At 68.3% G+C, this 12200-nt stretch carries 12 protein-coding genes; 5 read left to right on the top strand and 7 right to left on the bottom strand.

What is annotated here, in order from left to right; all coding sequences use genetic code 11:
• Positions 1–27 precede the first annotated feature (27 nt).
• Genes RF646_RS02480 through RF646_RS02470 form a run of 3 tightly spaced genes read left to right on the top strand, consistent with a single transcriptional unit; the run spans position 28 to position 1795 of the window.
• Positions 28–654, top strand: a complete 627-nt coding sequence (locus RF646_RS02480; protein ID WP_241246967.1) for a hypothetical protein — start codon at positions 28–30, stop codon at positions 652–654.
• Positions 651–1202, top strand: a complete 552-nt coding sequence (locus RF646_RS02475; protein WP_368835101.1) for a GNAT family N-acetyltransferase — start codon at positions 651–653, stop codon at positions 1200–1202. The genes RF646_RS02480 and RF646_RS02475 overlap by 4 nt, the downstream gene beginning before the upstream one ends.
• Positions 1199–1795, top strand: a complete 597-nt coding sequence (locus RF646_RS02470; RefSeq protein ID WP_064846346.1) for a DNA-3-methyladenine glycosylase I — start codon at positions 1199–1201, stop codon at positions 1793–1795. Before RF646_RS02475 ends, RF646_RS02470 begins: the two co-directional genes overlap by 4 nt.
• Before the next feature lie 18 nt (positions 1796–1813).
• On the opposite strand, the gene RF646_RS02465 is transcribed toward RF646_RS02470, so the two are convergent.
• The 4 genes from RF646_RS02465 to RF646_RS02450 all read right to left on the bottom strand — a co-directional run bounded on the left by RF646_RS02465 (position 1814) and on the right by RF646_RS02450 (position 4040).
• Complete coding sequence (locus RF646_RS02465; protein WP_064846347.1) at positions 1814–2047, bottom strand: hypothetical protein; 234 nt, start codon at positions 2045–2047, stop codon at positions 1814–1816.
• Between the two features lie 150 nt (positions 2048–2197).
• Complete coding sequence (locus RF646_RS02460) at positions 2198–2821, bottom strand: DUF3618 domain-containing protein (protein ID WP_085106177.1); 624 nt, start codon at positions 2819–2821, stop codon at positions 2198–2200.
• Positions 2818–3288, bottom strand: coding sequence for a phage holin family protein (locus RF646_RS02455; protein ID WP_064846349.1), 471 nt, complete (start codon positions 3286–3288; stop codon positions 2818–2820). Before RF646_RS02455 ends, RF646_RS02460 begins: the two co-directional genes overlap by 4 nt.
• Entirely contained in the window at positions 3285–4040 is a 756-nt protein-coding gene (locus RF646_RS02450; protein WP_368835100.1) for a hypothetical protein, read from the bottom strand. Before RF646_RS02450 ends, RF646_RS02455 begins: the two co-directional genes overlap by 4 nt.
• Positions 4041–4276: 236 nt before the next feature.
• Here RF646_RS02450 and clpB point away from each other — a divergent pair, with 236 nt between their 5' ends.
• Positions 4277–6967: an ATP-dependent chaperone ClpB gene (clpB, locus tag RF646_RS02445; protein ID WP_162228484.1), complete on the top strand. Its 2691-nt coding sequence runs from the start codon at positions 4277–4279 to the stop codon at positions 6965–6967.
• A gap of 51 nt (positions 6968–7018) precedes the next feature.
• Here clpB and RF646_RS02440 read toward each other — a convergent pair whose 3' ends face one another.
• The gene (locus tag RF646_RS02440; protein ID WP_368835099.1) at positions 7019–8905 is read right to left on the bottom strand and encodes a BCCT family transporter; all 1887 of its coding nucleotides are present in this window, start codon (positions 8903–8905) and stop codon (positions 7019–7021) included.
• A 267-nt stretch (positions 8906–9172) separates the two neighbouring features.
• On the opposite strand from RF646_RS02440, the gene RF646_RS02435 reads away from it, so the two are divergent.
• Positions 9173–9373 (top strand): DUF3073 domain-containing protein, encoded by a 201-nt coding sequence (locus RF646_RS02435; RefSeq protein WP_064846353.1) that lies wholly within the window; start codon positions 9173–9175, stop codon positions 9371–9373.
• Between the two features lie 120 nt (positions 9374–9493).
• Here the strand turns inward: RF646_RS02435 and purM are convergent, their stop codons facing one another.
• The gene (gene purM / locus RF646_RS02430; RefSeq protein WP_368835098.1) at positions 9494–10654 is read right to left on the bottom strand and encodes a phosphoribosylformylglycinamidine cyclo-ligase; all 1161 of its coding nucleotides are present in this window, start codon (positions 10652–10654) and stop codon (positions 9494–9496) included.
• Positions 10651–12192 carry an amidophosphoribosyltransferase gene (purF, locus tag RF646_RS02425; protein ID WP_206398634.1) on the bottom strand — a complete coding sequence of 514 codons (1542 nt, stop codon included), beginning with the start codon at positions 12190–12192 and terminating at the stop codon, positions 10651–10653. The genes purM and purF overlap by 4 nt, the downstream gene beginning before the upstream one ends.
• Between the last annotated feature and the right edge of the window lie 8 nt (positions 12193–12200).

Below are 12200 nucleotides of genomic sequence, written 5' to 3'. Positions count from 1 at the left end.
ACACGGACCGCGCCCTACGATGGACGTATGAGTGCTTCCGATCCCGCGTCCGCCCATCACAGACCGGGATCCGCGCTGTCCGGCGCCTTCCCGGTAATTATGATCGCGGTGGCCGCGGCGTTGGCCCTGTGGGTCGGCTTCGGCCGGGGCGTCGCGGGTCTGCTCGGCTCCCTCACCCCGGTCTACGCGGCGGCGATCGGGCTGCCCATCCTGCTGTTACACGTCATCGCGGCGGCGCTGTTCCGTCGGGACGCACTCAGCTACCCGTCCCACGCCATGAGCCGGCGGGGCATGCTCACCGCGGTGGCCTCATGGGTGATCACGCTGTGCTTCGGGTTCTTCCTCCCGGATTCCACCGCCCACGGTATGCAGTCCCTGTTCACCCATGCGGTCGGCGCTGAGTACGTGGAGTTGGGTTACGGGTTTGTCAACATCTTTGGCGTGCTGTCCGTGGCGCTCGCGGTCGCCCTGGTGCTGCTCGCGCTCACGGATCTGCGCGTCACGGCGCGCCGGCTGCGCGGTGAGCCCCTCACGGAGGACGAGCGCCTGGACCGCCTTGAGGCGCACCCTCGCGGTCTCGACGCTGCCTCTGACGCCGCCGGTGCCGGGCCCGCGCCGGCGAGCGCGACGTCGTCGTCCCGGGAACGACTGTGACGGTGCCGCTGCGCACGCCGCGACTCATGCTGCGTGCCTACCGCGCGGACGACGCCGCGTTCGTGCGTGACCTGTATGCGCGCGCCGAGGTGCAGCGCTACATCGGGGACGGCACGCAGCGCGTGAGCTCGGACGGGCAGGCCCGGGAGAAGATCCGGGGCTGGGACCAGGGCTACGCGCACGAGCCGGTGCTCGGTGTGTGGGCCATCGTCGACCCGGTCGACGCCCTCGCGGGGACCCTGCTGCTCAAGCCCATCCCCGATTCCGGCACGAACACCGCGACCGACGTGGAGGTCGGGTGGCACCTGCACCCGCGCGCGTGGGGACGCGGATACGCCACGGAGGCGGCCCGTGCCGTGCTGGCCCACGCCTTCGAGCACGGTCAGGACCGGGTGGTCGCCGTGACGCACCCGGCCAACCGGGCGTCGCAGGCCGTGTGTCGTCGCCTGGGCATGACCCACCGCGGTCTCAGCCGAGCGTACTACGACGCCGAGTGCGCACTCTTCGAGCTCCGGGCACCCACCGCGCACGAAGGGGAGGCAGCATGAGTGATCCCGATCTCGTGATCGGTGCGGACGGTCTCGCCCGGCCCAGATGGGCGGCCTCGGACCCACTGCTCAGGGAGTACTACGACCACGAGTGGGGCGTGCCGGTGCGGGACGAGACCGGGCTGTTCGAGCGCGTGACGCTCGAGGCGTTCCAATCCGGGCTGTCATGGCGCACGGTGCTCGCGAAACGGCCGGCGTTCCGGGAGGTCTTTCACGGCTTCGACCCGGAGGCCGTGGCGGCCATGGACGAACGGGACGTCGAGCGGCTCCTGGGGGACGCGCGGATCATCCGCAACCGGCGCAAGATCGAGGCGACCGTGACGAACGCGCGAGCCACCGTGGCTCTGCGCGAGGACGGCGGTCTGGCGGACCTCGTGTGGTCCTTCATGCCGAGCAGTACCCCGCATCCCGATCGCTTCGCGGACGTCCCGACCACCTCGGATGAGAGCAGGGCCCTGTCCCGCGAACTGAAACGGCGCGGGTTCGTGTTCGTGGGTCCCACGACCATGTACGCGCTCATGGAAGCGATCGGGATGGTGGACACCCATTTGGTGGGCAGTCACCGCCGCGGGACCTCCGGGGTCTGGACGTGAGACCGGGTGCCGCGGGCGCTAGCGATCACGACGGCGCAGATAGCTGCGGCCGTCGGAATCCCTGACCATCTCGTAGTCGTCCTGGAGGTTGCGGTACCAGTCCTGGGCCTCGGGGGTCATCTCGGTGTTGCCCCGCAGGTTCATGGAGCTGCGGTTGGCCGGTCCCACGAAGCGCATCACCACCTTGTTGAAACGCTGCAGCCGACTCGGCTTGCGCGGGGTGGTCTCATCGGACGGTGAATCGGTGTCCACGGCGGGTTCCTTTGGAGACTGCGGGTGGGGAGAGAACTCTGGGGAGCGCACGCGCGTCCCACCTCCATTATGCCCGACGCAGGGGTGAGAAAGGCCCGAGGGCCCCTGACCGTTCCCGGTCAGGGGCCCTCGGGTGCGATTACGAGCGGATCAGGCCCGCTGCGTGTCGTCCTTGACGTTTTTGGCGTGCTCCTGCGCGGAGCCCTTGAGCTGGCCGGCTTCCTGCTGACCCTGCTCCTTGACCTCCTGGGCGCCGGACTGCGCGGTCTGCTTGACCGACTCCGCAGCCTCCTTGGCCGGTTTTTTCAGGTCGTCCGCGATCTCCTGCGCGGCTTCCTTGGTGGAATCCATGGCGCTCTGCAGGTGCGGCTGGACGCGGTCGGCAGCCTCGGCCACGAGCTCCTGCTCCTTCTGGCTCGAGGGCAGCAGGGAACCGATCAACCAACCGGCACCGAGGGCGATCAGGCCCGCGGCCATGGGGTTGCCACGGGTCTTGGCCCGGGCGGCCGCCGGGGCGTTGCTGATGGCATCGCCGGCCTGGTCCATGCGGTGGGAGGCCTCGTCACGAAGGTCGCGGCCTGTGTCCCGGGCGTCCTCTGCGGAGCCCATGATGGACTCACGGACGTCCTGGATCTTGTGGCGGGCCTTGCTCTTCTGACGGTCGACCACCTTTTCCGGGGTCACCTTCTCCGCCACGGCGTCCACGTCCGCATTCAGGCGTGCACGGGTGGCTTCGATATCGGCGCGGATCTGATCAGGGTTCTGCTGGCTCATCGGGTCTCCTTGGAAGGCTTCACGGTATCCGGAATTTCGCTGACGGTTTCGCGGGTTCGGGGCAGCGGGTCCTTGGTGGCCTGGGCCATCTTGCGCTTGCCGCGGTCCAGGTTCTTCTTGCCCACCGCGGCGAGGATCGCGGCGATGATCGCCCAGATGACCGCCACGATCACGGCCGACCAGCCAAGACCCACCAGGTTGCCCAGGGCCCACATGAGGGCCAGGGATAGGAACAGGAGCACGAAGTGGCCGGCCACACCGGCGCCTCCCAACAGTCCCGCGCCCTTACCTGTGACCTTTACGGAGTCCGTGGCCTTCTGGATCGCCATGTTCGCCTCGGCCTTGGCCAGCGCGATCTCCTGCTGGATCAGGGTGGTCAGGTTGGTGCTCAGAGACTTGAACATCTCACCGAGCGACTCGTGCTCCGCCCGCTCTTCGGGTTCCGACGGGGGAATGGGGTGACTCATCGACGCTCACTGCCTTGTCCGGGGTAGGTGGTGCCGGGAACCTGCGCGTCGCGCTGATCCGGGTAGACCGTGCCGGGAACCCGGTCGGTGTAGGTGCGGGTGCCCTCGCCACGGGTGTCGTTGCGGTACGCGTACGTGTCACCCGTGCTGGGGGTGCCGTACGCGGGTGCCTGGGTGCGGGCGACGGTGTCGTGGTGGTCGTTGCCGATCTCGTCGCTGTCCTTGGCGCTGCGCGTGGCGCGCCCGGCGAGCAGACCGATGCCGGCCGCGATGGCCAGGAAGGTCCCGGGACGGCGGGCGGCGAAACGGCGTACGTCACCGAGCAGCTGCTGCGGGTCCTTGTTCTCCAGCGAGGACGCGAGGGAGTTCACGGTGCCCGAGGCGTTGCCGAGCAGGCCACTGACGTACTCGGTCTCCGGCTTCTTGCCCTGGGAGATGGCGTCCACCTCATCGCTCACAAAGCGGACGGTCGATGCGAGGCGCTCCTGCTGCGGGCCCACGTAGCCCTGTAGGTCCTCCTTGAGGCGGCCCCACAGGTCGTGAGCCTGGCCCATGGCCTCGTCCTTAGCGGCGACGGCCTGCTCCTTGGCGGTCTCTTTCACGCGGCGGCCGGATCCAGCCGCCTCGTTCTTGAGCTGCTGCGCTTCGACCTTACCGGATTCCGCGGCGACGTCCTTCTTGGACGGGACCTCGGTGGAACCCTGGGAGTGGGTCTGTTGGCCAGCTCGACGCTGATCGTTGTTATTGCTCATAGTGGCACCTTTCCTACAGCATGTGGTGGATTTAATAAGGCTACATATTATCGGGGGATTAGTATAGAGCATTCGATAATCTATTTCCACCCGAGTGGGCCGAAAATGCGGAGTGGAAAATGAATTGACAAATTATTTCGCGCTGAGCGGAATATCGGGCTTCCCATATCAGGTTGAGCGTAGTAGACTCAAGTTAACTGAAGTCAACGTCATCACTACTGTCGGAAGGAGCCGCCGTGGACACCAAGTTCACGACCAAGTCCCAAGAAGCCCTGAGCGCTGCAGCGTCGAACGCCGCGACCGCGGGCAACCCCAACATCGAGCCCGCCCACGTCCTCAAGGCGCTCATGGACCAGCGCGACGGCGTGGCCGTCGCCGTCCTACAGGCCACCGGTGCCAACGCGGACGCCGTGTCCATCAAGGCGAGCAACATCATCCACGAGATGCCCAGCGCATCCGGGAGCTCTACGGCCCAGCCCCAGCTGAGCCGCACCGCGCTGCAGGCACTGCAGGCTGCGGAGAACTACGCGCGTGAACTCAAGGACGAGTACGTCTCCACCGAGCACCTGCTCTACGGTCTGGCCGCGGGACGCGACAAGACCGCCGAGGCGCTGCAGGCTGCGGGCGTGACCACGGAGGCGCTCGCACAGGCCATCCCGCAGGTGCGCGGTGACCGCCGGGTCACCAGCCCGGACCCGGAGGGGACCTTCCAATCCCTCGAGAAGTTCGGCACGGACCTCACGGCGATCGCCCGCGAGGGGAAGCTCGATCCCGTGATCGGGCGTGACTCGGAGATCCGCCGCGTGGTCCAGGTGCTCTCGCGCCGGACCAAGAACAACCCCGTGCTGATCGGTGAGCCCGGTGTGGGTAAGACCGCCGTGGTCGAGGGTCTCGCCCAGCGCATGGTCGCAGGGGACGTACCCGAGTCGCTGCGCGGCAAGACGCTGATCTCCCTGGACCTGGGGTCCATGGTGGCCGGCGCCAAGTACCGCGGGGAGTTCGAGGAACGCCTCAAGGCCGTCCTGGACGAGATCAAGAAGTCCGAGGGTCAGATCGTCACCTTCATCGACGAGATCCACACGGTCGTGGGCGCGGGTGCGTCCGAGGGGTCCATGGACGCGGGCAACATGCTCAAGCCCATGCTGGCCCGCGGTGAGCTGCGCCTGATTGGTGCCACCACGCTGGACGAGTACCGCGAGAACATCGAGAAGGACGCCGCCCTGGAGCGTCGGTTCCAGCAGGTCTACGTGGGGGAGCCCTCGGTCGAGGACACCGTGGCGATCCTGCGCGGGTTGAAGGAGCGTTACGAGGCGCACCACAAGGTGCAGATCGCGGATTCGGCCCTCGTTGCCGCCGCCCAACTGTCCCAGCGTTACATCCCCAGCCGTCAGCTCCCGGACAAGGCCATCGACCTGATTGACGAGGCCGCGTCCCGGTTGCGCATGGAGATCGATTCCGCCCCGGAGGAGATCGACGAGCTGCGCCGCTCCGTGGACCGCTTGACCATGGAGGAACTGGCCCTGGACGGGGAGACAGACCCCGCGTCCGTCGAACGTCTGGCCGCTCTGCGCCAGGACAAGGCGGACAAGGAGGCCGAGCTGGATGCCCTCAACGCGCGGTGGGAGGCCGAGAAGGCCGGACTCAACCGCGTGGGTGACCTCAAGGCGCAGATCGACGACCTGCGCTCGCAGGCCGAACGCGCCCAGCGCAACGGTGACCTGGGGGAGGCCTCCCGCTTGCTGTACGGCGAGATCCCGGCTCTGCAGAAGGACCTGGACGCCGCACAGGCGCAGGAGGAGGCCGGGGCGCGGCATGACACCATGGTCTCGGAGGAGGTTACCGCGGACGACATCGCCGAGGTGATCTCCGCGTGGACCGGTATCCCCGCGGGCAAGATGCTGCAGGGCGAGTCCGACAAGCTGCTGCACATGGAGCAGCTGCTGGGCAAGCGCCTGATCGGGCAGAAGCCGGCCGTGAGTGCGGTCGCGGACGCCGTACGGCGTTCCCGCGCGGGGATCTCGGACCCGGACCGCCCCATCGGCTCGTTCCTGTTCCTGGGTCCCACGGGCGTGGGCAAGACCGAGCTGGCCAAGTCCCTCGCGGACTTCCAGTTCGACGACGAGCGCGCCCTGATCCGCATCGACATGTCCGAGTACTCGGAGAAGCACTCCGTCTCACGCCTGGTCGGTGCCCCTCCGGGGTACGTGGGCTACGACGAGGGCGGGCAGCTGACCGAGGCCGTGCGGCGTCGTCCGTACTCGGTGGTGCTGCTCGACGAGGTCGAAAAGGCCCATCCCGAGGTCTTCGACATCCTGCTGCAGGTCCTGGACGACGGTCGCCTGACCGACGGGCAGGGCCGCACGGTGGACTTCCGCAACGTGATCCTGATCCTGACCTCGAACATGGGCAGCCAGTTCCTGGTGGATCCCACCATGGACGAGGAGGCCAAGAAGAACGCCGTGATGGGCGTGGTCAACGCCTCGTTCAAGCCGGAGTTCCTCAACCGGTTGGACGACATCATCATGTTCGACCCGCTGAGCACCGAGGACCTGGCCAAGATCGTGGACATCCAGGTGGCCCAGCTCGCGCACCGTCTCGAGCAGCGGCGCCTGTCCTTGGAGGTCACGCCCGGGGCTAGCGAGTGGCTGGGTATCACGGGCTACGACCCCGCCTACGGTGCCCGCCCGCTGCGTCGGCTCGTGCAGCGCGAGATCGGTGACCGCTTGGCGCGCGGTCTGCTCTCCGGCGCCATCACGGACGGGGACACCGTGCTCGTGGACGTCAACCCGGACGTCGCCCAGGACGGCCTGACTGTCACCGCTTCGCACGGCGACGACCCGCAGGACGACGACGCCGCGCACGCCCACGACGCCGCGGCGCGGGACAGCGGCGACGACGTCGTGGACGCGGAGATCATCGACGAGTGACACCCCGGCCACCGCGGATGCGTCCGCGGTGACCGCGACCGCCCGAGGAGCCTAGTGCTGCTCGGGCGGTCGTCCGTTCCGGGGCGACCGCTCATCCACGGTGGGCCTCTCGCCCGCGGCCGGCTGATCGTCCACGTAGGTGTCCTGACGGTAGTCGTACTCCACGGGCTGACCGTTCTCGTCGGTGCGCTGGTACCACGAACTCATGCGCTCCCCCGTGGAGTCCACGTCGTGACCGGCCGCGGCGGGGCCCTCCTGGTGGCGGACCTCCAGGGCGAAATCGTCCCCGTGCTCGTCCATGCCCTGGCGTACCGCGTTGTCGAGCGCCGTGCGCGCGTAGTGGTGGCGCAGACTCATGGGATCGGTGGAGAGGTCCCGCAGGAACGCCGGGATCAGGGCCAGCAGGATCACCGCGAACGGCAGGGCCGCCACGGTCACGAGGTCCTGCAGACCCTGCAGGGCGTTCGCCCCGCCCACCGCGAGCATCACGGAGGACACCCCGGCCAGGGCCACACCCCAGAAGATGATGATCTTCCGGTCCGGTTCGGGCTTGCCCTGCTGGGACATGGACGCCATCACGAGCGTCGCGGAGTCCGCGGACGTAATGAAGAAGACGGCCAGCAGCACGATGATCGCAATGGGCGTGATCTGCGCGAACGGCAGGGCATCCAGGACGCGGAAGAGCATGTCCTCGGGGGACGCGGCACCCGCGATGTCCACGCCGTCGCGCTGCAACCAGATGGCAGTGCCGCCGAAGACCGAGAACGCGAGCACACAGATCACGGTGGGTGCCAGCAGTACCACGCTCACATACTGGCGCAGGGTGCGCCCGCGGGAGATGCGGGCCACGAACACGCCCACGAACGGCGCCCACGAAACCCACCATGCCCAGTAGAACAGGGTCCACGAGCGCATGAATTCCTCGGCCTCCGTGCCCCAGGACGCGGAGAGGGACAGCATCTGGAACATCTCACCGAAGTATGTGCCCACGACCGAGGGGATGAAGTTCAGCAGGAACACGGTGGGGCCCGCCACGAACAGGAAGAACGCGACCACGGCCGCGAGCACCATGTTGAAGTTCGAGAGCCTGCGGATCCCCTTGGCCACGCCGGAGACCGCGGAGATCAGGAACACGCACGTGAGCACCGCGATGATCGCGATCAGCACCGCGTTGCCCACCTCACCGAGACCGGTGATGATCTGCAGACCGCGGCCGATCTGCAGCGTGCCCAATCCCAGGGAGGCGGAGGTCGCGAAGAGGATGCCCACGATCGCGAACATGTCGATGAGCCGCCCGCCTACGCTCAGGTGCGCGCGCTGGCCGAAGATCGCGGACATCAGCAGGGGCCGCCCACGGCGATAGCCCGCGTAGCCCACGGCCGCCCCCACGAGCGCGTAGATGGCCCACGCCTGCAGTCCCCAGTGGAAGATGGTCTGTGCGAGTGCGGAATGCATCGCGTGGTAGCTCTCCGCCGCGGCGCGTCCCGGGGGAGGGGTCATGTAGTACGTGACGGGTTCGTAGACACCGAAGAAGATGAGCCCCACGCCCATCCCCGCCGCGAAGAGCATGGCGATCCACGACCCCATGGAGTAGGCCGGTTCCTCGCCGTCCTTGCCCAGAGGGATCCGGCCGTAGCGTGAGAACCCCACGAAGAGCAGGAACAACAGCATCACGGCGGCCAGCAGGGTGAAGACCCATCCGCCGTAGGTCACCACCGCGTCCAGTGCGCCCTTGGACACCGTGGTGAGCGATTCGGTGGAGCCCGCACCCCACACCACGAACCCCACGATCAGTGCTCCGGCGACCCCGAACGTGATCTTGTCCGTGCGGTAGCGCACCCGCTGCTCCTCCACCGAGACCCCGGGGACCAGGCCCGGGTGGGTGTCATGGGGATACGGACTCTCGGAGGGCGGGACCCTCCGCGGGGATGAGCTCATGGCGAACCTGCTCTGGTGCGGGGAATGTGCGGACTGTGCCGCCGGGGCCGTTTCACTGTACCGGCCGAATTCGCCGCGCGAGTTTCCTCGAACGACGCCGTGAGGGCCCGGGATTCGCCCGGGGTGGACGCACGGGGTGCGGGTGCGCGAGAAGCGTACAAAACATGTACCCTGGACACACGAAAAACTGACAAGACACTCCGGGGCCGTACTGTGTGCTCAACACGGTACCGCCGATCGGACACGAGACGCAGAGGGGGTCACGCCATGGGGCGCGGCCGTCAAAAGGCGAAGGCGACACGACAGGCGCGGGAGATGAAGTACTTCAGCCCGCAGACCGACTATTCGGCGTTGCAGCGGGAGTTGCGCAGCAGCAAACCGTCCTCCCGAGCCATGGATCACGAGGAACGTCCCGAGGATGAGGACGACTACTCGACCTACGCGGAGAAGTACTCGGACTACGACTGATCCGCTCGCCGCGCCACCGCGGCGGCGTCGTCATCGTGACCAGCAGAGCAAGGAACCGCCCACACGAGCGTGTGGGCGGTTCGTTGCGTGCCCGTCGCGTCGCGGGCGCTCGGTGCGCGCTCAGAGGGCGTAGTCACCTGTCATGAGCACGCCGCCGCCGGCCACGCCCTTGGCGCCTTGCACCCAGTCACTGCCGTGGCGGGAGGCATCCGGGTCCACGGGACCCACGCGGCCCATGATCCAGGACGGCAGCCCGCATTCGGTGAGGTGGGCCACGGCGGCGTCGGCCACGGCGGGGTCCACGATCGCGACCATGCCCACGCCCAGGTTGAGCGTGCGCTCGAGGTCCGCCAGGGGCACCTGACCGAGCTGCGCCACGAGCTGGAACACGGGCGGCAGGGACCACGTGGAGCGCTCCACCGTGGCCTGCAGGTCCGCGGGCAGAACACGCGCCAGGTTGGCCGCGAGACCACCGCCGGTCACGTGGGAGAAGCCGCGCACGCCGTGGCCCGTGGTGCCGTCCGGACCGTTCACGGGGAACGCCCGCGCGAGGTCCAGGACGTCCGCCGCGTAGACGCGCGTGGGTTCGAGCAGTTCCTCGCCCAGGGTCCGGCCCAGTTCGCTGACCTGGCGGTCCAGCTGCCAACCGGCCACGTTGATGACCCGGCGCACCAAGGAGTACCCGTTGGAGTGCAGCCCGGAGGACGCCATGCCGATCACGACGTCCCCGTCACGCACGCGCTGCGGGCCGAGCAGTTCGTCCGCCTCGATCACGCCGGTGGCCGCACCGGCGACGTCGTACTCGTCCACGCCTAGCAGCCCGGGGTGCTCGGCGGTCTCTCCGCCCACGAGGGCGGTGCCCGCGGCCTCGCACGCCGCGGCGATGCCCCGCACGATGTCCGCGATGCGTTCCGGGACCACCTTGCCGGTCGCGATGTAGTCGGTCATGAACAGCGGCTTGGCGCCCACGACCACGATGTCGTCCACGACCATGCCCACGAGGTCCCACCCGATGGTGTCGTGGACGTCCAGGGACTGGGCGATCGCGACCTTGGTGCCCACGCCGTCCGTGGACGTGGCCAGGTAGGGCTTGCGGTAGCCGGTGAGCTCGGAGACGTCGAAGAGCCCGGCGAAGCCGCCCACGCCGCCCACCACGCCGGACGTGTGGGTCGCCTTCACGGCGGACTTCATGAGTTCGACGGCGCGGTCCCCGGCCTCGACGTCCACCCCCGCGCTCGCGTAGGTGACGGCTTCCGTGCCGTGGGCTCGGGACTGGCTCATGCGGTGGTCTCCTCGTGGGCGGTGTCGGTGCGCGGTGCTGGGTCCACGAGGTCCTCGGAGGGTTCCGCGTGGGCCCCGGGGGATTCCAGCACGGACTTGCCGAGCCGGTCCGCCTTGGGCAGGGCCGTGGGGTAATCACCCGAGAAGCACGCGGTGCACAGGGTGGGACGGGGGCGGGCGGTGGCCTCGATCATCCCCTCCTCGGAGATGTACCCCAGGGAATCGGCGCCCAGGGAGGCGCGGACGTCCTCCACGGCGAGCCCGTTGGCGATCAGCTCCGCGGGGGACGCGAAGTCGATGCCGTAGAAGCACGGCCACTTGATGGGCGGGGAGGAGATCCGCACGTGGATCTCCGCCGCCCCCGCTTCACGCAGCATGCGCACGAGGGCCCGCTGGGTGTTGCCGCGCACGATCGAGTCGTCCACGACCACCAGGCGCTTGCCCGCCACGATCGAACGCAGGGGGTTGAGCTTGAGCCGGATCCCGAGCTGACGGATGGTGTCCGAGGGCTCGATGAACGTGCGGCCCACGTAGGAGTTCTTCACGAGTCCGTGTCCGAACGGGATGCCCGAGGCCTCCGCGTATCCGATCGCGGCGGGGGTCCCGGACTCGGGGGTGGGCATCACGAGGTCCGCGTTCACGGCGTGCTCGCGCGCGAGTTGTCGGCCCATCTCCACGCGGGACTCGTACACGGAGCGCCCGGCGATCGTGGTGTCGGGGCGGGCCAGGTACACGTACTCGAACACGCACCCCGCGGGCTTCGCCTCCGCGAAACGGCGCGAACGCAGGCCGTTCTCGTCGATTGCGATGAACTCACCGGGTTCCACCTCGCGCACGAGGGAGGCGCCCACGATGTCCAGCGCAGCGGTCTCGGAGGCCACGACCCAGCCGCGTTCCAGTCGGCCCAGCACGAGGGGACGCACGCCCAGGGGATCGCGCGCGGCGTAGAGTGTGGCCTCGTCCATGAACGTGAGACAGAAGGACCCCACGAGCCGGGGCAGCAGCATCATGGCCGCCTCTTCGAGCGAGTTTAGGGGGTGCTCCGCGAGCAGCGCGGTGATCAACGCGGTGTCCGTGGTGTTGCCCCGGGCGATCTCACCGCGGGACGGGAACCCGGACTTGTCGAGCAGCAGGTCGTAGAGCTCGGCGGAGTTGGTCAGGTTGCCGTTGTGCGCGAGCGCGAGCGTGCCGTGCGGGGTGGCACCCAGGGTGGGCTGGGCATTGGCCCAGTGGGACGCACCCGTGGTGGAGTAGCGCGCATGTCCCACGGCCAGGTACCCCTTGAGGGTGTTGAGCGTGGTCTCGTCGAAGACCTGGGACACGAGCCCCATGTCCTTGTAGACCGAGATCCGTTCCCCGTCGGACGTCGCGATGCCCGCGGACTCCTGCCCGCGGTGTTGCAGCGCGTACAGGCCGTAGTACGTCAATTTGGCGACGTCCTCGCCCGGGGCCCACACGCCGAACACGCCGCACGCGTCCTGGGGGCCTTTTTCTCCGGGCAAGAGGTCATGAGAGAGTTTTCCGTCAGCTCGAACCACGCAGACAG

It is taken from the genome of Kocuria sp. CPCC 205261 (assembly GCF_040981025.1).
Taxonomy (GTDB): domain Bacteria; phylum Actinomycetota; class Actinomycetes; order Actinomycetales; family Micrococcaceae; genus Kocuria; species Kocuria marina.
Note: the sequence above shows the minus strand (reverse complement) of the source record. Positions and strands in the feature narration are given on the sequence as shown.

What these genes read in the sequence shown, in the direction of transcription:
- RF646_RS02480 (WP_241246967.1), top strand. Translation starts at nt 28, where the DNA reads ATGAGTGCTTCCGATCCCGCGTCCGCCCATCACAGACCGGGATCCGCG.
- RF646_RS02470 (WP_064846346.1), top strand. Translation starts at nt 1,199, where the DNA reads ATGAGTGATCCCGATCTCGTGATCGGTGCGGACGGTCTCGCCCGGCCC.
- RF646_RS02460 (WP_085106177.1), bottom strand. Translation starts at nt 2,821, where the DNA reads ATGAGCCAGCAGAACCCTGATCAGATCCGCGCCGATATCGAAGCCACC.
- RF646_RS02455 (WP_064846349.1), bottom strand. Translation starts at nt 3,288, where the DNA reads ATGAGTCACCCCATTCCCCCGTCGGAACCCGAAGAGCGGGCGGAGCAC.
- RF646_RS02450 (WP_368835100.1), bottom strand. Translation starts at nt 4,040, where the DNA reads ATGAGCAATAACAACGATCAGCGTCGAGCTGGCCAACAGACCCACTCC.
- RF646_RS02440 (WP_368835099.1), bottom strand. Translation starts at nt 8,905, where the DNA reads ATGAGCTCATCCCCGCGGAGGGTCCCGCCCTCCGAGAGTCCGTATCCC.
- RF646_RS02435 (WP_064846353.1), top strand. Translation starts at nt 9,173, where the DNA reads ATGGGGCGCGGCCGTCAAAAGGCGAAGGCGACACGACAGGCGCGGGAG.
- purM (WP_368835098.1), bottom strand. Translation starts at nt 10,654, where the DNA reads ATGAGCCAGTCCCGAGCCCACGGCACGGAAGCCGTCACCTACGCGAGC.